Annotated in this window: 21 protein-coding genes; 3 read left to right on the top strand and 18 right to left on the bottom strand. The window is 62.0% G+C overall.

Annotated features, from left to right (window positions below; all coding sequences use genetic code 11):
- Positions 1 to 18: 18 nt before the first annotated feature.
- The 6 genes from odhB to LGH83_RS13035 form a co-directional block, all read right to left on the bottom strand.
- Complete coding sequence (gene odhB / locus LGH83_RS13060; RefSeq protein WP_227399046.1) at positions 19 to 1,272, bottom strand: 2-oxoglutarate dehydrogenase complex dihydrolipoyllysine-residue succinyltransferase; 1,254 nt, start codon at positions 1,270 to 1,272, stop codon at positions 19 to 21.
- Positions 1,273 to 1,355: 83 nt separating this feature from the next.
- A complete protein-coding gene (locus LGH83_RS13055; protein WP_227399045.1) occupies positions 1,356 to 4,307 on the bottom strand; it encodes a 2-oxoglutarate dehydrogenase E1 component in 2,952 nt (983 codons plus the stop codon).
- Between the two features lie 124 nt (positions 4,308 to 4,431).
- Positions 4,432 to 5,319, bottom strand: coding sequence for a succinate--CoA ligase subunit alpha (gene sucD / locus LGH83_RS13050; RefSeq protein ID WP_131114014.1), 888 nt, complete (start codon positions 5,317 to 5,319; stop codon positions 4,432 to 4,434).
- A gap of 73 nt (positions 5,320 to 5,392) precedes the next feature.
- On the bottom strand, positions 5,393 to 6,592 hold the full coding sequence (gene sucC / locus LGH83_RS13045; protein WP_227399044.1) for an ADP-forming succinate--CoA ligase subunit beta: 1,200 nt from the start codon (positions 6,590 to 6,592) through the stop codon (positions 5,393 to 5,395).
- Positions 6,593 to 6,659: 67 nt separating this feature from the next.
- Positions 6,660 to 7,625 (bottom strand): malate dehydrogenase, encoded by a 966-nt coding sequence (gene mdh / locus LGH83_RS13040; RefSeq protein WP_227399043.1) that lies wholly within the window; start codon positions 7,623 to 7,625, stop codon positions 6,660 to 6,662.
- A 220-nt stretch (positions 7,626 to 7,845) separates the two neighbouring features.
- Complete coding sequence (locus LGH83_RS13035; RefSeq protein WP_227399042.1) at positions 7,846 to 8,610, bottom strand: SDR family oxidoreductase; 765 nt, start codon at positions 8,608 to 8,610, stop codon at positions 7,846 to 7,848.
- Between the two features lie 225 nt (positions 8,611 to 8,835).
- Between LGH83_RS13035 and LGH83_RS13030 the strand changes: the two genes are divergently transcribed.
- Both LGH83_RS13030 and LGH83_RS13025 read left to right on the top strand, forming a co-directional pair.
- Entirely contained in the window at positions 8,836 to 9,102 is a 267-nt protein-coding gene (locus tag LGH83_RS13030) for a helix-turn-helix domain-containing protein (RefSeq protein WP_131114017.1), read from the top strand.
- 86 nt (positions 9,103 to 9,188) lie between these two features.
- Entirely contained in the window at positions 9,189 to 9,650 is a 462-nt protein-coding gene (locus LGH83_RS13025; protein ID WP_227399041.1) for a hypothetical protein, read from the top strand.
- 16 nt (positions 9,651 to 9,666) lie between these two features.
- Here LGH83_RS13025 and LGH83_RS13020 read toward each other — a convergent pair whose 3' ends face one another.
- The 11 genes from LGH83_RS13020 to LGH83_RS12970 all read right to left on the bottom strand — a co-directional run bounded on the left by LGH83_RS13020 (position 9,667) and on the right by LGH83_RS12970 (position 21,971).
- Positions 9,667 to 10,596: a ParB/RepB/Spo0J family partition protein gene (locus tag LGH83_RS13020; RefSeq protein WP_227399040.1), complete on the bottom strand. Its 930-nt coding sequence runs from the start codon at positions 10,594 to 10,596 to the stop codon at positions 9,667 to 9,669.
- The gene (locus LGH83_RS13015) at positions 10,593 to 11,426 is read right to left on the bottom strand and encodes a ParA family protein (protein ID WP_131195471.1); all 834 of its coding nucleotides are present in this window, start codon (positions 11,424 to 11,426) and stop codon (positions 10,593 to 10,595) included. Before LGH83_RS13015 ends, LGH83_RS13020 begins: the two co-directional genes overlap by 4 nt.
- Positions 11,427 to 11,480: 54 nt before the next feature.
- Positions 11,481 to 12,155 (bottom strand): 16S rRNA (guanine(527)-N(7))-methyltransferase RsmG, encoded by a 675-nt coding sequence (rsmG, locus tag LGH83_RS13010; RefSeq protein ID WP_227399039.1) that lies wholly within the window; start codon positions 12,153 to 12,155, stop codon positions 11,481 to 11,483.
- Positions 12,152 to 14,020 (bottom strand): tRNA uridine-5-carboxymethylaminomethyl(34) synthesis enzyme MnmG, encoded by a 1,869-nt coding sequence (gene mnmG, locus LGH83_RS13005; protein ID WP_227401838.1) that lies wholly within the window; start codon positions 14,018 to 14,020, stop codon positions 12,152 to 12,154. Before mnmG ends, rsmG begins: the two co-directional genes overlap by 4 nt.
- A gap of 121 nt (positions 14,021 to 14,141) precedes the next feature.
- On the bottom strand, positions 14,142 to 15,461 hold the full coding sequence (gene mnmE, locus LGH83_RS13000) for a tRNA uridine-5-carboxymethylaminomethyl(34) synthesis GTPase MnmE (RefSeq protein WP_227399038.1): 1,320 nt from the start codon (positions 15,459 to 15,461) through the stop codon (positions 14,142 to 14,144).
- Between the two features lie 138 nt (positions 15,462 to 15,599).
- Positions 15,600 to 16,868 carry a transcription termination factor Rho gene (gene rho / locus LGH83_RS12995; RefSeq protein WP_131114022.1) on the bottom strand — a complete coding sequence of 423 codons (1,269 nt, stop codon included), beginning with the start codon at positions 16,866 to 16,868 and terminating at the stop codon, positions 15,600 to 15,602.
- Positions 16,869 to 17,095: 227 nt separating this feature from the next.
- The gene (locus tag LGH83_RS12990) at positions 17,096 to 18,358 is read right to left on the bottom strand and encodes a DUF4167 domain-containing protein (RefSeq protein ID WP_227399037.1); all 1,263 of its coding nucleotides are present in this window, start codon (positions 18,356 to 18,358) and stop codon (positions 17,096 to 17,098) included.
- Between the two features lie 447 nt (positions 18,359 to 18,805).
- Positions 18,806 to 19,294, bottom strand: coding sequence for a hypothetical protein (locus LGH83_RS12985; protein ID WP_227399036.1), 489 nt, complete (start codon positions 19,292 to 19,294; stop codon positions 18,806 to 18,808).
- A gap of 27 nt (positions 19,295 to 19,321) precedes the next feature.
- Positions 19,322 to 20,503 carry a 23S rRNA (adenine(2503)-C(2))-methyltransferase RlmN gene (gene rlmN / locus LGH83_RS12980; protein ID WP_227401837.1) on the bottom strand — a complete coding sequence of 394 codons (1,182 nt, stop codon included), beginning with the start codon at positions 20,501 to 20,503 and terminating at the stop codon, positions 19,322 to 19,324.
- A gap of 101 nt (positions 20,504 to 20,604) precedes the next feature.
- Entirely contained in the window at positions 20,605 to 21,096 is a 492-nt protein-coding gene (locus LGH83_RS12975) for a peroxiredoxin (RefSeq protein WP_227399035.1), read from the bottom strand.
- Positions 21,097 to 21,107: 11 nt separating this feature from the next.
- On the bottom strand, positions 21,108 to 21,971 hold the full coding sequence (locus tag LGH83_RS12970; protein ID WP_227399034.1) for a protein-disulfide reductase DsbD domain-containing protein: 864 nt from the start codon (positions 21,969 to 21,971) through the stop codon (positions 21,108 to 21,110).
- A 64-nt stretch (positions 21,972 to 22,035) separates the two neighbouring features.
- Between LGH83_RS12970 and LGH83_RS12965 the strand changes: the two genes are divergently transcribed.
- Entirely contained in the window at positions 22,036 to 22,647 is a 612-nt protein-coding gene (locus LGH83_RS12965; RefSeq protein ID WP_227399033.1) for a YqgE/AlgH family protein, read from the top strand.
- 15 nt (positions 22,648 to 22,662) lie between these two features.
- Here the strand turns inward: LGH83_RS12965 and LGH83_RS12960 are convergent, their stop codons facing one another.
- Entirely contained in the window at positions 22,663 to 23,418 is a 756-nt protein-coding gene (locus LGH83_RS12960) for a 16S rRNA (uracil(1498)-N(3))-methyltransferase (RefSeq protein ID WP_227399032.1), read from the bottom strand.
- Between the last annotated feature and the right edge of the window lie 95 nt (positions 23,419 to 23,513).

The following is a 23,513-nucleotide window of genomic DNA, read 5'->3' as shown; positions in this document are numbered from 1 at the left end:
TTTTTCTTGGACGGGGCCTTAGACCTCCAGCATCAGCCGGGTGGGATCTTCCAGGGCTTCCTTGACGCGAACCAGGAAGGTCACGGCCTCGCGCCCGTCGACGATCCGGTGGTCGTAGGATAACGCCAGATACATCATCGGACGAATCTCAACCTTGCCGCCGATCGCCACCGGACGCTCCTGGATCTTGTGCATGCCCAGAATACCGGATTGCGGCGCGTTCAGGATCGGCGTCGACATCAGCGAGCCGTAGATACCGCCATTGGTGATCGTGAAGGTGCCACCTTGCATGTCGGCGATGCTGAGCTGTCCGTCACGCGCGCGCTTGCCATAGCCGGCGATTGTGGTCTCGATGGCCGCGAGGCTGAGCTGGTCCGCGTCGCGCACGACCGGCACGACGAGGCCCTTCTCGGTCCCGACCGCGATGCCGATATGGTAATAGTTCTTGTAAACGAGATCGGTGCCGTCGATCTCGCCATTGACGGCTGGGATCTCCTTCAAGGCGCCCACGCAAGCCTTCACGAACAGTCCCATGAAGCCAAGCTTGGCGCCGTGCTTCTTCTCGAACACGTCCTTGTAACGGGCGCGAAGCGCCATCACACCGCTCATATCGACCTCGTTGAAGGTCGTCAGCATGGCGGCGGTATTCTGGGCGTCTTTCAAGCGGCGCGCGATCGTCTGGCGCAGCTTAGTCATGCGAACCCGCTCTTCGCGCTGGGCATCACTCGCCGGCGAGGGAGCGCGAGGCGCTGGAACAGGCGTTTCCGCACGGGCTGGGGCGACAGCCTGCGTGACGGGTCGAATGGCCGCCAACACGTCGCCCTTGAGGACCTGACCGCGCTTGCCCGAGCCATCGATCCCGTTGAGGTCGATACCATTCTCCGTGCCAAGCTTGGCGGCCGACGGCGCCGGTGGCATCGTGGTCTTGGCAGTGCCGGACTGGCTTGCGGCTGGAGCCGCTGGCGCCGCCTGCGGCTGTGCAACGGCAGCCTTCGGCGCTTCCGTGGCGGGCTTGGCGGCTTCACCAGCCGCAGCACCTGCCTGGATCTGACCCAGCAAGGCGCCTGGGCCCACCGTCTCGCCATCCTTCACGGTGATTTCGGACAAGACACCGGCGGCCGGAGCATTGACTTCGAGCGTGACCTTATCGGTCTCGAGTTCCAGAAGCGGCTCGTCGGCCTTGACGGTCTCGCCGGGCTTCTTGAACCAGCGGCCAATCGTTGCCTCGGTGACGGATTCACCAAGAGTTGGAACACGAATCTCGGTTGCCATTACGATCGATCTCACTCTGCGCGGCTTCGAAAAACAACACGCTCCCGGCTTGTGGCCGGGAGCGTGAAACACGGGTCTGAGGACTAGGCCGCGAAGGCGTCGTCCATAAAGGCTTTGAGCTGGGCCAGATGTTTCGACATGAGGCCCGTTGCGGTGGCTGCCGACGACGGTCTGCCGATGTAAGTGGCGCGTTTGGCGGGTCCATTGACCTGGGCCAACACCCATTCGAGATAGGGATCAATATGCGACCAGGCGCCCATGTTCTTGGGCTCCTCCTGGCACCACGCAACTTGCGCGTTTTTGAAACGCGAGAGTTCGTTCACCAGGGTCTTCAACGGAACCGGATAAAGCTGTTCGACGCGCAGCAGATAAACATCGTTGATGCCGCGCTTCTCACGCTCCTCATAGAGGTCGTAATAGACTTTGCCGGAGCAGAGCACGACACGACGGATCTTGTCGTCCGACACCAGCGTCGAGACATCGCCCTTCGCCGCATCATCGCGCAGCACGCGATGGAAGGAAGAGCCAGTCGCCAGATCCTCGATCGTCGATACGGCCCGCTTGTGGCGGAGCAGCGACTTCGGTGTCATCAAGATGAGCGGCTTGCGAATGTCCCGCTTCAACTGACGGCGTAGAATATGGAAATAATTTGCAGGGGTCGTCACATTGGCGACCTGCATATTGTCTTCGGCGCACATCTGCAGGAAGCGCTCGAGCCGGGCTGAGGAATGTTCCGGCCCCTGCCCCTCATAGCCGTGTGGCAGCAGGCAGACGAGACCCGACAGCCGGAGCCATTTGCGCTCGCCCGATGAGATAAACTGATCGAACACCACCTGGGCGCCATTGGCGAAATCGCCGAATTGGGCTTCCCACAGCGTCAAAGCATTCGGCTCACTGAGCGAATAGCCATATTCGAAGCCGAGAACGGCTTCTTCGGACAGCATCGAGTTGATGACTTCGTAGCGGGCTTGGCCGTCACGAAGGTTGTTGAGCGGAATGAACCGGGCTTCGGTTTCCTGATCGATCAACACCGAATGACGCTGCGAAAAGGTGCCACGCTCCGAGTCCTGACCCGAAAGGCGAACCGGACGGCCTTCGTCGAGAAGGGTCGCGAACGCCAAGGATTCCGCTGTCGACCAATCGATCCCATGCCCGGTCTCGATCATCTTACTTCGGCTCTCGAGAATCCGGCTGATCGTCCGGTGGACGTTGAACCCCTCCGGAAGCGTCGTCAGTGTTTTGCCGATCTGACGAATGGTCTCGCCCGGGACCCCGGTCTGCCCGCGGCGGTCGTCTTCGACATCGGTCGCGACGCGAAGTCCCGACCAACGGCCATCCATCCAATCGGCTTTGTTGGGTCGATAGGTCTGGCCGGCCTGATATTCTTCCTCGAGCTTGTTGCGCCAAGTCTTGCGCGCCTCTTCGACGTCGGCCTCGGCCAGCACGCCTTCGTCGACTAGCTTCTTGGCGTAGATTTCGAGCGTTGTCGGGTGCGAGCGGATGACCTTATACATGACCGGTTGGGTAAAGCCGGGCTCGTCGCCCTCGTTGTGGCCGAAGCGGCGATAGCAGAACATGTCGATCACGACCGGCTTGTGGAACTTCTGCCGGAATTCGATCGCGATCTTGGCCGCATGCGTCACGGCTTCGGGATCATCGCCGTTGACGTGAAAGATCGGCGCCTCGATCATCTTGGCGGTGTCGGACGGATAGGGCGACGAGCGCGAGTAGCGCGGATAGGTCGTGAACCCGATCTGGTTGTTGACGATGAAATGGATCGAGCCACCGGTGCGGTGTCCCTTGAGGCCAGACAAACCGAAGCATTCGGCGATGACGCCCTGCCCCGCAAAGGCCGCGTCGCCGTGGATCAGCAACGGCAGGACCTTGATTCGATCGACCGTATCGTCGAGTTGATCCTGCTTCGCCCGCACCTTGCCGAGCACGACGGGATCGACGATCTCGAGATGGGACGGATTGGCGGTCAGCGACAGATGGACTTTATTCGAGTCGAACTCCCGGTCGGACGACGCGCCGAGATGGTATTTGACGTCCCCGGACCCCTCGACATCGATTGGCGAAGACGAGCCGCCCTTGAACTCATGGAAGATGGCGCGGTGCGGCTTGGCCATCACCTGGCTGAGCACGTTGAGGCGACCGCGATGGGCCATGCCGAGCACGATCTCTTGCACGCCAAGCGCGCCGCCGCGCTTGATGATCTGCTCCAGCGCCGGGATCATGGCTTCGGCGCCGTCGAGACCGAAGCGCTTGGTGCCGGTATATCGAACGTCGATAAACTTCTCGAACCCTTCGGCTTCGACGAGTTTATTGAAGATGGCGCGCTTACCCTCGCGGGTGAATGTGATTTCTTTGTCCGGCCCTTCGACGCGGGCCTGCATCCAGGCCTTCTCGTCCGGATCGGACATGTGCATGAATTCATAGCCGATGGTCGAGCAATAGGTGCGACGCAGGATCGGCACCATGTCGCGCAGGGTCGCGAATTCCAGCCCGAGGACGTTGTCGATGAAGATCGGGCGATCGTAATCGGCCTCGGTGAACCCGTAGGTCGACGGATGCAGCTCCTCATGATCGCGCTGAGGCTCGAGCCCAAGCGGATCGAGATTGGCATGAAGATGCCCGCGCATGCGATAAGCACGGATCATCATGATGGCGCGGACGCTGTCGCGCGTGGCGCGCTGAACATCAGCTTCGGAGATCGCAGGCCCGGCTTCGGGCTGCTTTGCCTTGATCTTCTCGGCGATCTTCTTCTCGCTGACACCCCAATTGCCGTCGAGCGCTGAGACGATCTCGCCGTTGGCCAGAACCGGCCAGCTGGCTTTTTTCCAAGACGCGCCTTCGGCCGACTGTTCTACCGTGGATCGGTCGTCGCCCATTGATGCGAAAAAAGCTCGCCATGTCGCATCGACGCTGTCGGGCGCAGCTTCGTAGCGGGCCTGTAACGCCTCGATGTAAGCGGCATTTGCGCCATCCAGGAAACTCGGATCGAAAATCGGTGAACTATCGTCCTGACGTGCCATAAGGCCCTCGTCCTGCCGCCGGGCCAGAGGACAGGCTCGCGGTGTGATTGGAAATGAAGCCGCAACAAGCAGCGAATCGGCGCAATCAATTGCACCGACTTACACACACTAGATGGGCTTGCGCTTACCTATCCTTCAAGACGGTTAGCAAGGTTTTTCCAAGGCGAGCCGGTGAGGGCGATACTGTAATGCCGGCCGCTTCCATGGCCGCGATCTTGTCGTCCGCGCCCCCTTTGCCACCTGAGATGATCGCGCCTGCGTGGCCCATGCGGCGACCGGGAGGGGCGGTGCGGCCGGCGATGAAGCCAACCATCGGCTTGCGGCGACCGCGCTTGGCTTCGTCAAGAATGAACTGTGCCGCGTCTTCCTCGGCCGAGCCACCGATCTCGCCGATCATGACGATCGACTCGGTCTTGGGATCGGCCAGGAAACGCTCCAGAATATCGATGAATTCCGTGCCCTTCACGGGATCGCCGCCGATGCCGACAGCCGTGGTTTGGCCGAGGCCCTCCTGCGTGGTCTGGAACACCGCCTCGTAAGTGAGTGTCCCCGAGCGCGACACGATGCCGACCGATCCGGGCTTGAAGATGTTGCCCGGCATGATGCCGATCTTGCATTCGCCCGCCGTCATCACGCCGGGGCAGTTCGGGCCGATCAACATGGATTTCGAACCCGCGAGCGAGCGCTTCACCTTGATCATGTCGGCGACCGGAATTCCCTCCGTGATGCAGACGATGAGGCCGATTTCGGCGTCAATCGCCTCGCAGATCGCGTCGGCCGCCCCTGGCGGCGGCACGTAGATCACGGACGCATCGGCGCCGGTGGCCTGTTTGGCCTCGGCCACGGTGTCGAACACCGGCAAGCCCAAATGGGTCAAGCCACCCTTCCCGGGTGACGTGCCGCCCATCATGCGGGTGCCGTAAGCCAGGGCCTGTTCCGAATGGAAGGTGCCGTTTTTGCCGGTAAAGCCCTGGCAAATCACCTTGGTGCTTTTGTCGATCAGGATGGACATGGGTCGGATATCTCGCTCGGACGTCTTGGAACAGGCTCGGATCGAACCGTCGATAGATCGGGTGCTTAGAAGGTCAGGCGGCCTTTTGGACGGCGCCGACGATTTTCTGGGCGGCATCGTCGAGGTCGTCGGCCGGGATCACGTTAAGGCCCGACTCGCGCAGGATCGTCTTGCCGAGGTCGACATTGGTGCCTTCGAGCCGGACCACCAACGGCACCGCAAGCCCCACTTCCTTGACGGCGGCGATCACGCCTTCGGCGATCACGTCGCATCGCATGATGCCGCCGAAGATGTTGACCAGAATGCCTTTGACGTTCGGGTCGGCCGTGATGATCTTGAACGCCGCCGTCACCTTCTCCTTCGAGGCGCCGCCGCCGACGTCGAGGAAGTTGGCCGGCGCTTCGCCATAGAGCTTGATGATGTCCATGGTGGCCATCGCCAACCCTGCCCCGTTGACCATGCAGCCGATGGTGCCATCGAGCGTGATGTAATTGAGGTCGGATTTCGACGCCTCGATTTCCTTGGCGTCCTCCTCGGTTTCGTCGCGGAGCGCGAAGGCCTCAGGCTGGCGATACATGGCATTGCCGTCGAACGACATCTTGGCGTCGAGGCAGCGCAGTTCGCCGCTGGTGGTGACGATCAGCGGATTGATCTCCAGCATCTCCATGTCCTTCGCGACAAAGGCCGTATAGAGCTGCGACAGGAGCCGGGCCGCACTCTTCGCAAGGTCGCCCTTGAGGCCGAGCGACTGGGCCAACAGCCGGCCATGATGGGGCATGATTCCAGTCGCGGGATCGACCGAGAAGCTGTGGATACGCTCGGGAGTCGAATGGGCGACCTCTTCAATGTCCATGCCGCCTTCCGTCGAGGCCACAACCGACACCCGCGACGTGGTGCGGTCGACCAGCATCGAGAGATAGAATTCCTTCTCGATGTCGGATCCATCTTCGATATAGAGCCGGTTGACCTGCTTGCCGGCCGGACCCGTCTGGATCGTCACCAGAGTCGCGCCGAGCATCTGTTCGGCGAAGGTTTTGACCTCGTCGATCGAGCGGGCGAGGCGAACCCCGCCCTTGTCGCCGGCCGATGCTTCCTTGAACTTGCCCTTGCCGCGACCGCCGGCATGGATCTGCGATTTGACCACCCAGAGCGGGCCGCCAAGCTCACGGGCCGCGGCCTCCGCCTCGCCGGCATGCATGATCGGCACACCTTTCGAGACCGGAACGCCGAACTCCTTGAGCACGGCCTTGGCTTGATATTCGTGAATGTTCATCGCAGAAATCCTCGCCGTCGGAATGGCGTTGCGGCCGCAGGGGCAGCCTGATGCTGTGCGGCTGGGCTTAGTCGGCCAAGCTGGTGTCGATGGTCTTGCAGGCGTCGACGAGACCCTGCACGGAGGCGACCGATTTCGCGAACATCTCGCGCTCGGGCTTGGTCATCTCGATCTCGAGGATACGCTCGACGCCGGCGGCGCCGATCACGACCGGAACCCCGACATACATGCCCTTCACGTCGAACTCGCCGTCGAGATAAGCCGCGCAGGGCAGCACGCGCTTCTTGTCTTTGAGGTAGCTCTCGGCCATCGCGATCGCCGAAGAGGCGGGCGCATAGAAAGCGGAGCCGGTCTTCAACAGGTTGACGATCTCGCCGCCTCCCTTGCGGGTTCGCTCGAGGATTGCGTCGATCCGCTCTTTGGTGGTCCAACCCATGGTGACGAGATCGGGCAGGGGAATGCCGGCGACCGTCGAATAACGCACCAGCGGAACCATGTCGTCGCCATGGCCGCCGAGCACGAAGGCGGTCACGTCTTCGACCGAGACCTCGAATTCATCGGCCAGGAAATAGCGGAACCGCGCAGAATCGAGCACGCCGGCCATGCCGACCACCATATGGGGAGGCAGGCCGCAGGCTTTCTGCAACGCCCAAACCATCGCGTCGAGCGGGTTGGTGATGCAGATCACGAAAGCGTCAGGCGCATGCGCCTTGATGCCTTCGCCGACCGACTTCATCACTTTCAAATTGATGGCGAGAAGATCGTCGCGGCTCATGCCTGGCTTGCGCGGCACGCCCGCCGTGACGATGACGACATCGGCGCCCTTCATGTCGGCATAATCATTGATGCCGCGCAGGCCGGCATCGAAGCCCTCGATCGGAGCTGATTCGGCGAGATCCAGTGCTTTGCCCTGCGGCACACCTTCGACGATGTCGAACAGCAGAATGTCGCCGAGTTCCTTGAGACCTGCGAGATGCGCGAGCGTCCCGCCGATCTGTCCGGCTCCGATCAATGCAATCTTCTTACGCGCCATTCGACACCACCTTCCAGGCTAGATCGGTTTACCGTGACCGGGTGGCAGATGAGGGGCCAGGCCGATCATCTGCGCGACGCTGAGACGGGCCGATACGGCCACCAACGATGCGGCTGTTTCACTCCAAACGGCGGTGAGTTGCAAGTAAAGGATGGCTAATCGGAGCCGAAAAGCGGACCGCCGCTCGCCGGTATACGGGGCCCGCGGGGCAGTGTTGCAATTAGCCCCGGCCGACGAACGGCATGGCGGTCGCCATCACGGTCATGAATTGGACGTTGGTATCGAGCGGCAGGGTCGCCATGAAGGCGACGGCCCTCCCGACATCGTCAGGCGACATGGTCGGCTCCACCGCGATCGACCCATTGGCCTGCAGCACGCCGTCCTTCTGCTTCTGCGCCATTTCGGTGTCGGCATTGCCGATGTCGATCTGACCGCAGGCAATGTCGTATTTTCGGCCATCCAGTGAGGCCGTTCTGGTCAGTCCGGTCACCGCATGTTTGGTGGCCGTATAGGGCGCTGAATTCGGGCGCGGCACGTAGGCCGAAATCGACCCATTGTTGATGATGCGGCCGCCCCGAGGCGATTGCGCCTTCATGATCTTGAACGCCTGCTGGATGCACAGGAACACGCCGGTCAGATTGATGTCGACCACGGTCTTCCATTGCTCGAAACTCAGGTCTTCGAGCGGGATCCCCGGTGCGCCGACCCCCGCATTGTTGAACAGCACATCGAGACGACCATACCGGTCGCGAATCGCGCCGAAGACACGCTCCACATCGACGGGTTGGCTGACATCTCCCGGCAGGACCAGCGTGGACGTCCCGTCCGGGTCGAGCGTGGCAGCGGCAGCCGTCAGCGCCTCTTCACGCCGTCCGGTCAAGGCAACCTGAAAGCCAGCCCCGAGCAGGGCGGCGACAGCGGCTTTGCCCACCCCCGTACCAGCTCCGGTGACGAGGGCAACCTTCAGCGGCATTTGCATCGACATGGTGTGGTGACTCGCGTGGAAAGGGGCCTGATCCTCGGCTTGCCTCGAGGTTTGTCAAGCCAACGTGACGAGACAGGCCTTAAGCGATAAAAAGTCGCTCGACGCGGCCTAATTCGGCTGTTCCGGACGCAAATTCATGACACTCAGGGTCTCTCTGCTCTAAATAGAGCGGAGCGGCAGCGTGACCCCGAGGGTCCGTCTCGGTCGTTTGTCGGAGGAGCCCTAATGGAGCCGGTACAGATCAGGATGGCGCGGGCCGGGCTGAACATCAGCGTTGACGACCTCGCGTCGCGAGCCGGCGTATCGCATGTCGATGTGTTGAACCTCGAGACCGGCGAAACCGCCGAGACGAGCGCGTTTGAGAAGATCAAAACTGTGTTTGATACGGCGGGGATCGAATGGATCGGGCAGGATGGCGTTCGGTGCCGGAGCATCGCCGACGCATCAGCCACTATCCCGCTGGAGAAGCTCAACTCCTACAACGACGAGTGACCCCGCCTGCGCCGGACCGGCCTTTCGCCCCGTCTCTGGCGCAACGCATGACGATGGACCCTATGACCCTGGAACGAGAGCCCGCCATGTCCTTGACGTTCGCCGCGACCACCGTCGGAATGCCGTGCCCGCCCCTGCAGTCAGGCCCTCGGACTGGCTTGCTGGCCAGTGTCGTGCTGGTCGCTTTAGCGATCGTCCCCGCGTCGGCTTGGGCGGCGGACGCGTCCTATCCGTTCGTCGGGAGTTGGATCCGGGCGGATCGTGTCTGCTCCGCGACCGCGATCGATGTCAGAATTTACACCGCGAAGGAGGTGACGTCCTCTCGCAGCCATTGCACTATTCGGCGCGTTGCGTCCTCGGCGAATACGTTCGAGCTACTGGAAGAATGCCGTCGTGGCGAGCGGCACGGCAGTGTGACGGAAACCATCCGGATGACATCGCCGGACAGCATGATGCTGCGCCGGCAATATTCGCGCCTGAAAATCCCGCGAAGCGTCCGCTACGCCCGGTGCAACGCTGCATCGATACCGGCACATCCCGCCCATTGAGGGCGGGGTTATTCCGCTAGTCTTCGAGACCGAAGCGCCGCGATAAGGTCGCCAGTTCCTCGGGTGACCCATAGCGGATCCGAATTTCGCCGGCGGTACCCTTCGGGCTATGCGAGACTGGCAGGCCGAGGGCCGTGCTAAAGGCGCGAGCGAGACGCTGGCTTTCGGCCGTCCTGGTCGAAGTCCGTCGTGGCGCGCTTGTCTCGGAAGCATCTGCCGTAGCGGGTGCTTGTGCTTCCTGCTGAGCCAATTGCTCGATGTCCCGAACCGTCAATCCTTCAGCTACGATGCGATGCGCCATCGACTCCGGATCATCGAAAGCCAACAAAGTCCGGGCATGGCCCGCAGACAGCACGCCATCGACCACCATGTCGGTGACGGCGTTGGGCAGTTTCAGCAACCGCATCGTATTGGCGACGTGGCTCCGGCTCTTGCCGATGATCTTGGCAAGATCGGTCTGCGAATAGCCGAATTCCTCGCCGAGTCTCTCGTAACCTCGCCCCTCTTCAATGGCGTTCAGGTCGGCGCGTTGGACGTTTTCAATGATCGCGAAAGCGAGCGCTTCCCGGTCATCCGCCTCGACCACGACGACCGGGACGTCGTCGAGTTCAGCCGCTTGAGCGGCCCGCCACCGTCGTTCGCCCGCGATGATCTCGTAGGAGCCGGCGACGTTGCGGATGGCCCGGACGACGATCGGCTGGATGATACCATTGGCCTTGATCGATTCCGTCAGATCCGCCAGGTCGGCCTGGCTGAACTGCCGACGCGGATTGCGCGGATTGGGACGGAGGAATTCGACCGCCACCGTCAATTGCTCACGCCCGGTTGCGGTCTGCTCGGCATTGGACGACGCGGTGGTGTCGGCCAGCAACGCAGCCAATCCACGGCCTAATCTGGGGCGAGGGTGCTCGTCGCCGCCCATGCGGTCCTTGGTCCGTTGCGTCATGCGGCCTGCTGTTCTTTCTCACGCTGGATGATTTCGGAGGCCAGTTTGAGATAGGCTTGGCTCCCGGTGCATTTGAGGTCGTAGAGCAGCACGGGCTTCCCATGCGAGGGTGCTTCCGATACCCGCACATTGCGCGGAATGACCGTGTCATAGACCTTGTTGCCCATGAACTCGCGCACGTCGGCCACGACCTGGTTGGCCAGATTGTTGCGAGGATCGAACATGGTGAGCAAGACGCCATGGATCGTCAAAGCGCTATTCAGCGTCCGACGAACCTGTTCGACGGTCGACAGCAGCTGTGAGAGGCCTTCCAGGGCGAAGAACTCGCATTGCATCGGCACGAGGACGCTATCGGCAGCCGCAAGCGCGTTGATGGTCAACAGGCTCAACGAGGGCGGACAATCCACCAGCACGTAGTTAAAAATCGGACCATTCGGGCCTCCGGCCTCTGTGAGCGCGCGGATGGCGGTACGGAGCTTGAACGGGCGGTCACGATGGTCGGCGATCTCGACGTCGATCCCGAGGAGATCCATGGTGGCGGGCGCAACGAACAGGTTCGGAACCGCCGTCTGACGCGCTGCATCGGCTAAGGTCGCCTCGCCGGACAGCACATGATAGGTGGATGTCGTTCGCATCTTGCGATCGATCCCGAGGCCGGTCGAGGCATTACCCTGCGGATCGAGGTCGACCAGAAGCACCTTTTCGCCGATGGCCGCGAGCGCCGTTCCGAGGTTGATCGCGGTCGTGGTTTTACCGACGCCCCCTTTCTGGTTCGCCAGAACAAGGACTCGAGCCGCCCTTTGGTGCGAAATCAGCGTGTCGATCGCCATTGCGACCGCTCCTTTCCAATGTTCGACGCAAGCGCTCCGCCACCGAGCGGCGAATCAGTCCCGTGTTCGAACCCGAACGATACGCGCATGTGGATGCGTTTTGCTCGGGATTGTTTCGTAGGCGAAGTCGCCGGCCTGCCCTGATGCCCCGCTCGTCTCGCCTGGGAGGGCTTCATCGCCTTTGAGGAACAGCCCCACAGCGCCACCCTTGAGCAGAGTGTCGCCCATGGCGATGAGGTCGGGCAAGGGCGCAAGGGCTCTCGATGTCACGACATCAACAGATCTATCGAGTGTGGGCAGGACATTTTCGATCCGGCCCATGTGGACGCGGGCCGCTGAGCCTGTCGCGCGCACTGCTTCGCGCAGGAATGCGCATTTCCGCTCGTTGCTTTCGACCAGATCGACCCGCGCGCCATCGAGGTCACGAATCATAATTCCGATGACGATGCCCGGGAATCCAGCGCCTGAGCCGAGGTCCACCCAGCGACGAGCCATGGGTGCCAGAGCGACAAGTTGCGCCGAATCAGCGATGTGTCGGGTCCACACCGTATCCAGCGTCGAGGGACCGACAAGATTCTTGATCGTCTGCCAGCGATGGAGCAGACCGACGAAGATCGCAAAGCGTTCCTCTGTTTCACGTGAAACAGGCACAATCGCGAGCGAATGCGCCCGGTCTGCTGAGTCATCGATCGCCGCCTTTGCATTTTTCTTCAACGTGGGAGGCTTCATGCGGCTTCTTGCGCGCGACGGGCGATCTGTCGGCTATGGGCCAGCAGGATCGTCAAGGCTGCGGGCGTGATGCCTTCCAGCCGTTCCGCCTGCCCCAAGGTCATGGGACGTGTCGCGATCAGCTTATCGCGCAACTCTCGCGACAGGCCCGGCAGAGACCCGTAATCGAGATCGGCAGGAAGTCGAAAACTCTCCTCGCGTCGTGTGTCCGCCACGGTCTCGGCTTGTCGATCGAGGTAGACGGCATATTTCGCATCCGACTCGACCTGGGCGGCCACTGAGGGGGCGATGTCGGCCAGGGCCGGCCAGAGACGAACCACCTGCTCCCAATCCGTGGTGGGATAGGACAAGAGCGAGAAAGCGCTCCGGCGAACCCCATCGAGGCTGACGGACATACCGGCGCGGTTTGCTTCTTGCGGGGTCGCGTGCAACGCGCGAACGCGCGCCCGTGCATGATCGAGGGCCTGCAGCTTGGCCGCGAAGGCGGTCTGGCGGCTCGCGTCGACGCAGCCAATCGCGACACCTTTGGGCGTCAATCGCTGGTCGGCGTTATCGGCGCGCAGCGATAACCGGTACTCCGCCCGCGAGGTAAACATGCGATAGGGCTCCGTCACTCCGCGTGTTACGAGATCATCGATCATCACGCCGATGTAGGATTCCGCACGGTCGAACAGAATCGGGTCAAGCGAGCCGACCTTTGCGGCGGCGTTCAAGCCGGCTGCGAGCCCTTGAGCGGCGGCCTCCTCGTAGCCTGTCGTCCCATTGATCTGACCCGCGAGATACAGCCCGTTGATCCGCTTCGTCTCGAGCGTGGGCAGGAGTTCCCGGGGGTCGACAAAATCATACTCGATCGCATAACCGGGTTGAAGCACGGCGACGCGTTCCAGCCCGGGGATTGTCGCCAAAAATGCCGTTTGGACGTCGGCCGGCAGCGACGTCGAGATGCCATTGGGGTAGACGGTCGGATCGTCGAGCCCCTCTGGCTCGAGGAAAATCTGGTGGCTCTCGCGATCGGCGAAGCGCACCACCTTGTCTTCGATCGAAGGGCAGTAGCGCGGACCACGCCCTGTAATGGCACCTGAAAAGAGCGGCGCGCGGTGCATGTTGGCTGCGATCACCGCGTGGGTTGCGGCGGTCGTTCGCGTTATAAAACAATCGACTTGCCGCTGCTCGATATGGGTTGTCAGGCTCGAGAATGGCTCGGGCGTCTCATCGCCGGGCTGCCGTTCGAGCGACGCGAAGTCGATGGTGCGTCCGTCGAGCCGGGGCGGGGTTCCAGTCTTCAAGCGGCCAAGAGCAAAGCCGTGACGGTCGAGTGTCGCTGACAGGCCGAGCGAGGGAGCCTCACCCACCCGGCCGGCCGGTATCTGCTGTTCGCCGATATGGATCAGGCCACGGAGGAAGGTGCCGGTCGTCAAAATGGCGGCGCGGCAGCTCAAGCCTCGCCCATCCGCCAGGGTCACGCCGCAAACCTGACCGTCGACGATATCGAGATCATGCGCTTCGCCTTCGACGATCTCCAACATCGGCTGGTTGAGCAGGGCGGCCTGCATCGCCGCGCGGTAGAGCTTTCGATCGGCCTGCGCGCGAGGCCCGCGAACCGCTGGACCTTTGCGGCGGTTGAGAAGCCGGAACTGAATACCGGCGCGGTCGGCGACGCGGCCCATGACGCCATCCATCGCATCGATTTCGCGAACCAAATGCCCCTTTCCGAGACCACCGATCGCGGGGTTGCAGGACATTGCGCCGATCGTCGCGAGCTTATGGGTCACGAGAGCGGTTCGTGCGCCCATACGGGCCGAAGCCGCAGCGGCTTCACAGCCGGCGTGTCCGCCGCCGATAACGATGACATCGAAAGTCGTAATGGTCGTGGTCCGGTTTTGGGAGTGGCGCGCAGACGCGGCGATGTTGCAAGATCCCCTATCATGTCGGGGCCGTGTTCGGTAGGTCCATGCTCGCAACTCTGTTTCACGTGAAACAGCAATCCTATTTGCCGACGCAAAATCTCGCGAAAATTTCGCCCAGAACAGCCTCTGGCTCGATCCGTCCCATGAGGCTATCGAGATGCTGGACAACCTGCCGAAGCTGTTCTGCACGGATTTCCATACCGCTCTCAGGGTCCCGCAGCAGACGCGTCAGTGCGGCTTGCGCACGGTCAAGCGCATGACGATGCCGGAGACGTGTCACCAATCCCGCACCGAGGCTCGAACCGTCCGCAGCAATCACGCTCCTGATCGCAGTCGTCAGAGCGTCGATGCCCTCTCCGGTCGGCGCCGCAACAGAATGGTCGAAGCCAGAGACAGGCTGTTCCGCGAGGTCGAGTTTCGTCGCGACGGTCCAGAGCGTTCTGGTCACGAGCGTTCTGTCCGGTTGGACAGGATCGCGGCTGTCGCTCAACCAGAGCACCAGATCGGCACTTGCGGCCCGCGCCCGTGCCCGTGCCATCCCCTCCTGCTCGATCGGATCATCACTGTCCCGAAGCCCTGCCGTATCGATGCAGATCACAAGATAGCCGTCGAGATCGAGTTCAACCTCAACTGGATCGCGCGTCGTACCGGCGTGAGGTGAAACGATCGCGGCATCGCGGCGTGCAAGCGCGTTCAGAAGCGTCGATTTGCCGGCATTGGGCGGTCCAGCCAGGGTCACCACAAAACCATCGCGGATGCGAGCCGCGGTGGACGACTGCGCCAACTGGGCGGCGATCGACTGGGACACCTCAGCGGCAATCCGGGTCACCTCGGCCGCAAAGTCACCTGCGACATCGGCTTCGTCAGAAAAATCGATCGCGCTTTCAGCGGCCGCCATCGCTTGCAGAAGTCGAGCTTTTTCGCGGGTCGCCCAAACCCCGAGCGCGCCATCGAGCTGACGGAGTGCCTGACGGCGTTGAGCCTCGGTTTGTGCGTCGATCAGATCCGCGAGGCCTTCGACCTCGGCCAAATCCATTTTGCGGTTCAAGAAAGCGCGACGGGTAAATTCACCCGGCTCGGCCGGACGGCAATCCGGGAGGTCAGCCAGCGCGCTCAGCACGGCGTCGACGACCGCCCGGCCGCCATGAACCTGGAATTCGGCACAATCCTCGCCCGTGAAGCTGTTTGGTCCTGGAAACCACAGGATGAGGGCGCGATCGAGCGGCTCACCCGAGCGAGGGACGCAGAGGGTCGCGACGGTCGCCCGACGAGGCGCCGGGACCTTTCCGGTGAGCCGCGAGAGGGTCGACGAAGCTTGCGGCCCCGACACACGAATGACCGCGACAGCGGTTCGCCCACCACCGGATGCGAGCGCGAAGATCGTGTCGGTTCGCATCATGACGCTCCGTTCTGATCATGTTCGGGATCGAGGCCGTGGCACGCGCAACCCGACAACAAAAAGCCACGGCAGCTTGGATGCTGCCGTGGCCAGTAGGATATCAACAACTCGTCATCGAAGCTGACGTGAAACGCTCGATCAGGTGTTCATGGATTCGAAGAAGGTCGCATTGCCCTTCGGCGTCTCGCGAAGCTTGCCGAGCAGGAATTCGATCGCATCGACCGTTCCCATCGGATTGAGGATCCGGCGCAGCACATACATCTTCTTGAGGATGTCGGGCGGGCACAGAAGCTCTTCCTTTCGGGTACCCGAGCGGGTGATATCGATCGAGGGGAAGATTCGCTTGTCCGCGACCTTCCGATCGAGAATGATTTCCGAGTTACCGGTGCCTTTGAACTCTTCGAAGATCACCTCATCCATGCGCGAGCCGGTATCGATCAGCGCCGTCGCGATGATGGTCAGCGAACCGCCCTCTTCGATATTACGGGCCGCGCCGAAGAATCGCTTTGGCCGCTGTAACGCATTGGCATCCACACCGCCGGTCAGCACCTTGCCCGAGGATGGCACGACAGTGTTGTAGGCGCGCCCGAGACGCGTGATCGAGTCGAGCAGGATAACGACGTCGCGGCCATGTTCGACAAGGCGCTTAGCCTTCTCGATCACCATTTCGGCGACTTGCACATGACGAACCGCCGGCTCGTCGAAGGTCGATGCAACGACCTCCCCCTTCACCGAACGCTGCATGTCGGTCACTTCTTCGGGCCGCTCATCGATCAGCAGCACGATCAGATAGCATTCAGGATGATTGGTCGTAACCGACTGTGCGATGTTCTGCAGCAGCACGGTCTTGCCTGTCCGCGGCGGTGCGACGATCAAGGCGCGCTGGCCCTTACCGATCGGCGACACGACGTCGATGACGCGGGACGAGAAGTCCTTGCGGGTCGGATCTTCCATCTCGAGCTTCAACCGCGAATCGGGATAAAGCGGGGTCAGATTGTCGAAGTGGACCTTGTGCCGGATCTTCTCCGGATCGTCGAAATTGATCGTGCCGACCTTCAGCAACGCGAAATACCGCTCGCCTTCCTTCGGGCTGCGGATCAGGCCTTCGACGGTATCGCCCGTCCGGAGACCGAAGCGCCGGATCTGCGACGGCGAGACGTAGATGTCGTCCGGTCCGGCCAAATAATTGGCGTCGGACGACCGAAGGAAGCCGAAGCCATCCTGCAGGACCTCGACGACGCCCTCACCGATGATTTCGATCTCTCGACTGGCGAGTTGCTTGAGAATCGCAAACATCAATTCCTGCTTTCGCATGATCGATGCGTTTTCGACCTCGTGCTCCTCGGCGAAAGCCAGGAGCTCGGTCGGCGACTTGAGCTTGAGATCCTTGAGTTTGATTTCCCGCATGGGAAGAAAGTCCTTGGCGCAGCGCCGTTGCGGCGGAGCTTATACGGAGAGGAAAAGCCGAAGCGGGAGACCCTGGGGAAGGGCGGCTCGGCGGGGGAGATCATCGGGTCTCGGCTGCGGTACCGAGGCGAAACTGATGAGAGGCGGGAGCATCAGAGTAAAAGCGAAGCGACGGGCTGGCAAGATCACCGAGCTCGTCGCCCCCAAGTTGCTGGCGGAGGCGCGCCCTATTCGGCGGACGCCTTGTCGCCGGCCGCAGCCTTGCGAACCGCTTCGTCGGCATCGATTTCGGCGCGTGTCCGACGTCGGCGACGGGCCCTGACCGGAAACTTCTCGCCGTCCGTCGGGGCATCGGGAAGATAGCCGTCCGAGGCGTCATCGTTCGATGATGCGCTTCGTCGCGATTGTTGATCGGACGATGGCTCCACATCGGAGGGCGTCGGCATCACCGACCGGACCGGTGCCGTAATGAAGGCCGGCAGTCCCACGGTTTCCACGACCGGCTGGGGCGTCGCTTGCTGCGGCCGGCTTTCGATTGCGGCCTGGCGCGTCTCGGTTACCTGATCGCGCACGGGTTGTTCGCGCTGTGGCTCGATCGCCGGACGCTGTCCGTCGCGCTGATCCTGATACTCGGACGTCTGCGTCTCACGCGCATTCTGCTCGCGATACGGCTGTTGTTGCTGCTGCTGATCGCGCGGCTGGAACTCGCCACGCGGTTGAAAGTCACGCGGCTGTTGAAACTCGCGCGGTTGCCCATCGCGCTGCTGCCGCGGCCCGCGATTGTTCCGGTCATTCCGATCGTTCCGGTTATTGCGGTCGTAATTATTGCCGTTGTTAGTATTGCCCCGGTCGGGCCGATCGCCTTGATAAGGTCGGTCGAACTGCTGACGCTCCGGGCGCTCGCCGCGATCCTGTCGCTCGCCGCCCCGCTCCTGATTGTAGCGCTCGGGCGCGCGCTCTTGGCGCTCGCCATTGTTGCGGTCGCCGGTGTTGCGGTCAGCGTTGTTCCGGTCGCCATTATAAGACGGTCGTTCGTTGCCGCCGCCGTTATACGGCTGGCGTTCGCCTCCGTTCAGCCCCTGTCGATCGTTGTAGGGCTGCGGCGAGGCGACGGGTTGCGGCGGTACCCGTTCGGGCGGAGAGGCGAACCGGTCGGGCAGAGCACTGAAGTCATCGTCGTCGTCCTCGTCGACTTCGACCTCGCCAACAGCGCGCACATAGCCGACCTGAGACTGAGCCTGAGCCAATTGGGCGGTCGCGATCAGGCGAAAATAATGTTCCGCGTGTTGAAGGTAGCTCTCTGCCGCGACAGGGTCGCCGGACGACTGTGCATCCCGAGCCAATTGCAGGTATTTTTCTGCAACATGATGGGCGGTTCCCCGGATTTTAACGTCCGGACCATTGGACTCGTAAGAGCGCGTGAGCGGATTAGGACCCTTCCGGTTGTTCGGATTGCGGCCCCGCATGCGCTTGTTCTGACCTGGTCTCATCGATCGTCCTTGGATCCCTGACGTTTACCGGTTGTCGCCCCGAAAGGTCGCCCGGCGTCTCTGACTTCACCGCAAGGTTCGTGAAGTGAAAATTTGCAGCATATCCGACGTGTCTGCCGCCAACACGATTGAACCCGGGACTTACGCCTCATAGAAGGGTCGTCCGCGTCCAAACATCACCAGCAACCGTTCCTTGATGTCAGTCCAATCATCAAGAAGAAGCGGCAGCCATATTCGCCAAATGTCGCTCACAACTCTTAAATGTTGCCTCACTCGGAGGTCCAACCATCGTAAAGAGAGAGGAAGCGGTGTGTGTCGCTCAGCGTCGAGGATCCGCAGACCCTCCATAACCCTGATTTCAAGCTGCAAATTAATGACTTCAATTCGAAACGCAACCCCCATCCAGCAAATTTGATGGTTTCATGCACGAGTTTAGGGCGATGAGCGTCAGCCGCGTCCGGCAGCAGACCGGCCCGCCAGCAGCCAATAAAGCCCTCCACCCACCGTCCCGCTGAGAAACGCAGCCAGAAGAAAACGGCTCTCGAGGAGAAGCGCCGCCTCGCTGGACGCAACTGGATCAACCTGCAGGATGACGCGAAGGAGCGCCGGTCCCGCGGCCGCCATCCCTCCCGCAACAGCGGCATAGAGCGTTAATGATCGGCTTGCTGTCACCTCGCCCACGACAGCCGCAACGGCGATGGGGCCGAAGCTCATCACAGCCGCGCCGGCCCAGGCGAAGCCGATCGCGGCCGTGAACACCTCGCCCGCATTCCCATTCGACATGGCCGTGACGATGCTCAGGAGGCTCACAATGGCGATGCTGGAGGAGGGTGGAGGCGTGAGGATCTCATAGAGCAGCGCCCCGCCCAACACCGCCAGCGCGCCAGTGCCTGCCACGATCACCCCGACGCAGACGATCAGGGTTCGGCGCGTCACGACGACGCTGCAGGTCGATGCGCCGGGCTAATCGGCATCCACCGCAGGATCCGCTGTCCCGTCGAGCATGAGCCTCGCCCGCGCCCGTAGCTTCTCGGTCTCGCTTTTGAGCTGTCCGCAGGCCGCCAGGATATCGCGTCCGCGCGGCGTGCGAACCGGGCTCGCATAGCCCGCGTTAAAAACGATGTCCGAGAAGGTCTCGATGGTCGACCAGTCCGAACATTCGTAGCGGGTGCCGGGCCAGGGGTTGAAGGGGATCAAATTGATCTTGGCCGGAATGCCCTTCAGCAGCCGAACCAACTCCCGCGCGTCCCGGGGCGAATCGTTGACACCTTTCAACATGACGTATTCGAACGTGATCCGGCGGGCATTCGAGGCGCCGGGATAGGTCCGGCATGCTTCGAGCAGCATCTCGATCGGATATTTCTTGTTCAGCGGGACGAGTTCGTTGCGAAGGTCATCGCGAACGGCATGCAGCGAGATCGCCAGCATCGTGCCGACATCGTTGCCCAATGTCTCGATCTGCGGCACCACGCCGGACGTTGAAACCGTGATGCGCCGCCGCGACAATGACAGTCCATCACCATCGCTCATGGTGGCGACCGCGTCGCGAACCGCGTCGAGATTATAGAGCGGTTCGCCCATTCCCATGAAGACGATGTTCGATACCGCACGCGTCCCCGGCGGCGGCACAAGCCCGTCCGTCGGCGGCGTGAGGCCGGGGAAATCGCCGAGCCGATCGCGCGCGACAACGAGTTGCGCCACGATCTCACGAGATGTGAGATTGCGGACCAATTTCTGCGTGCCGGTGTGGCAGAAGGTGCATGTCAGCGTACAGCCAACCTGGCTCGACACACACAAGGTTCCGCGATCGCTTTCCGGGATATACACGACCTCGACCTCGGCCGCTTTCTGCTGCCGCTGCAGGTCCAACCCCGAGCCAAGATCATCAAGCCTGATCAGCCACTTGCGCGTTCCGTCGATGGACACCTGCTCGCTGACGATCGAGGGTCTCGCGAGCGAGTAGGTTTCGGCGAGCCGGGTCCGGAGCGGCTTGGCGACATTGAGCATTCCATCGAAGCTTTTGAGCCCGTGTCCATAGATCCACTGCCAGAGTTGCGCCCCGCGCATCCGAAGTTCACGCTCCGGCACGTCGATGGCGCGCAACGCCTCAGCCAACTCGGCGCGTGTCATGCCGAGAAGCGACATCTTTCGGGCTGGTTGCGCCTGCGAGATCAACCCAGGCGCAACCAGGGTGATGGCGGTCTGATCCATCAGCAATTGATCGGTCACCGGGGTTCCTCGTTTCCTTAAGCGTTCAGAGCGGCGAGCAGGGCCTTGGCCGAAGAGGCGTCGGCTCGCGAATTATTTTCTTCCAAAGACAGGCGCTTCACCACGCCGTCCTCGACCAGCATGGAATAGCGGTTCGAGCGAATTCCCATCCCACGTGCGCTTCCATCGAAATCCATGCCGATCGCCTTGGCGAATGTCGCTGCCCCATCGGCAAGAAATTCCAGCACGCCGGCGCCGCCGCTTGCCTTCGCCCAAGCATCCATGACGAATACGTCGTTGACGGCCGTTACCGCAATCGCATCGACACCCTTCGCCTTCAGCGCCTCTGCATTGTCGAGATAGCCGGGAAGATGGTTCTTGTGACAGGTCGGCGTGAACGCACCCGGCACAGCAAACAGAACCACCGTCCGTCCCTTGAAGATGTCATCCGTGGTGCGAACCGATACCCCATCCGCTGTCATGACCGTGAACTCGGCTTGCGGCAGGCGATCACCGATTTGAAGAGGCATAGGCGGCTCCATTAGGGTCTTGGTCCGGCGGTTCCGACATCCGACGCGACACGGCCCCGCGCAGAGGTTTCGATCGCACCCGTCTTGTCGATAAGCGTCATTCGGAGATCGATGGCGCGAATGTCGCTGCCAGCAGGTTGTTGAACGACGGTCAGCGGGAACGATACGGCGGTGCCACCAGCATCGGCTGCCGCACCGGCCTGCACATACCACCCCTCTGGCGCTTCAACAAATAGGGACGCTCCGGTCGATGCGCGAGCCACGACACTCAGCGACTTTAGGTCGGCCGGATCGATCGTCACCCTGTCGATGGCCAAGCGATCCGGCGACCGAAGCGGCGTTTCACGTGGAACTTTCGCGAGCGCTTGCTGGACCTGCGCGATGGCGTCCGTCGAGCCGCTGTCGGTCAGGGTGAGATCGAGCATTGCGTGGACCGGCAGGCATTGCGTGGCGCAGATGGCGTAGTCGACTGCCAGCTTCAGGGTCGCGGGTATGGCGGGTTCAATGCGTGTCACGCGCATTGGAAATGTCACCTCGCCCTTGTAGCCGAACACCTCTGACCCAGCCTCGTCGAGTTTCAGGGGCGCAGGATACTCGACCTCGATATGGGCCACATTGGTCGATCCGACCGTCGAAAATGTGGGAGGCACTCCGGAATCGCCCGGCGTCCGCCAGTAGGTAAGGTAGCCGGGGTCGAGCCGGATTTCGAGCCCGAGCATCGACCCGGGCTGGCCGGTGACCCGCCCCGCATCGATCAGCCGAATGGCCGAATGATCGCTCTGCACCCAGTTTGCCGCCGCATCGGGGGAGGCCGCCCATGATGAAGTGGCCGCACTAGCGAGAAGCAGCTGGGTCGCCAATATGAGAGGGGACAAGCGCTTCTTGGCCCGTCCGAAAACCGAGGCTTGTCGCCCTGGGCGTGGCGCGATTAGTCTGAGCATGATGACAAAATCTTCCAAAAACATCGACGACACTCACTTTCTCAGTGGGCATCTGCTGGTCGCCATGCCGGGCATGGCGGACGAGCGGTTCGATCGGGCCGTGATCTATCTCTGTGCACACTCGGCCGATGGCGCCATGGGCATCATCGTCAACCAACCAACCAATGCGGTGCGGTTCGCCGATCTCCTGGTTCAACTCGATGTGGTGGCCGACGACGACGCGACCGACCTAAGCGATAAAGCCGCCGACGTTCCGGTGATCCAAGGGGGACCGGTCGAAACGGGACGTGGGTTCGTGCTGCATTCGGCAGATTACTTTGTCGATAGTTCGACGCTGCCAATCGACTCGGGCATTTCGTTGACCGCGACGGTCGATATCCTGCGCGCCATCGCGGAGGGCAGGGGGCCTGACCGTGCCGTGCTGGCGCTGGGTTACGCCGGCTGGGCTGCGGGACAACTCGAGACCGAGATGCAGGCCAATGGGTGGCTGCATTGCGCGGCCGACGATGCCATCGTGTTCGATCAGGCGCTCGACACGAAATACGATCGCGCGCTTCGCAAGATCGGCATCGATCCTGTGATGCTGTCATCCGAGGCTGGTCACGCCTGAGGCGAGACGACCCGTTCACCCCGCGACGCGCCAATCCCCCAAAGCGGCTTGCACCAGCGTCAGCGCCGCGACGGCGGCGGTGTCGGCCCGCAGGATGCGTGGTCCGAGCCAAAGCCGCATCACATTCGGCAGGGCCAGCAGAGCCTGTCGCTCGTCTTCCGCAAAGCCGCCTTCCGGGCCGAGGAGAACCCCGACCGGCACCGTCGGCGACACCCCAGCAGGAGGGATGCCCAAGGCGTTCCGGTGGTCCGCATCTTCATCACAGAAGACAATCAGGTGATCGCTCGGCCAGTTGGCGAGCCAAGTCTCAAACTTTCGCTCCTCCGTGATCGTTGGGACGGCAAGGATGCCGCATTGCTCGGCCGCCTCGATCGCATTGGCGCGCATCCGGTCGAGATTGATGCGGCTGACTTGCGTGTGCCGCGTCATCACAGGATGCAGCACGCCCGCTCCCATCTCGACGGCCTTCTGAACCACGTAGTCGAGCCGGGCGTGTTTCAAGGGCGCGAAGCAATAATGGATGCGGCTCGGCACCGTCTGCTCGCGTGTTTGTTCGACCACATGGAGGATCGCGGCCTTGCGTCCGGTTGCCGAAAGGGTCGCGCGCCATTCGCCATGTTGCCCGTTGAAGATGAGCAGCGGATCGCCTTCGCTGAACCGGAGGACGTTCAACAGATAGTTGGCCTGCTGCCGGTCGAGCGGCAGAGCGACATCGCGGGCGAGAGGGGCGTCGACGAACAGCCGCTGCGAAGTAAAGTCGATACGAGCCACGAATCAGTCCTTGCCATCAAGACGCCTTTATTCGGCACTTTTTATCCGCTAGACAGTCGAGATACAAAGACGTGCGTCGAGCGGCGTTCGCGGAG

It is taken from the genome of Lichenihabitans sp. PAMC28606 (assembly GCF_020616535.1).
GTDB lineage: Bacteria > Pseudomonadota > Alphaproteobacteria > Rhizobiales > Beijerinckiaceae > Lichenihabitans > Lichenihabitans psoromatis.
Note: the sequence above shows the minus strand (reverse complement) of the source record. Positions and strands in the feature narration are given on the sequence as shown.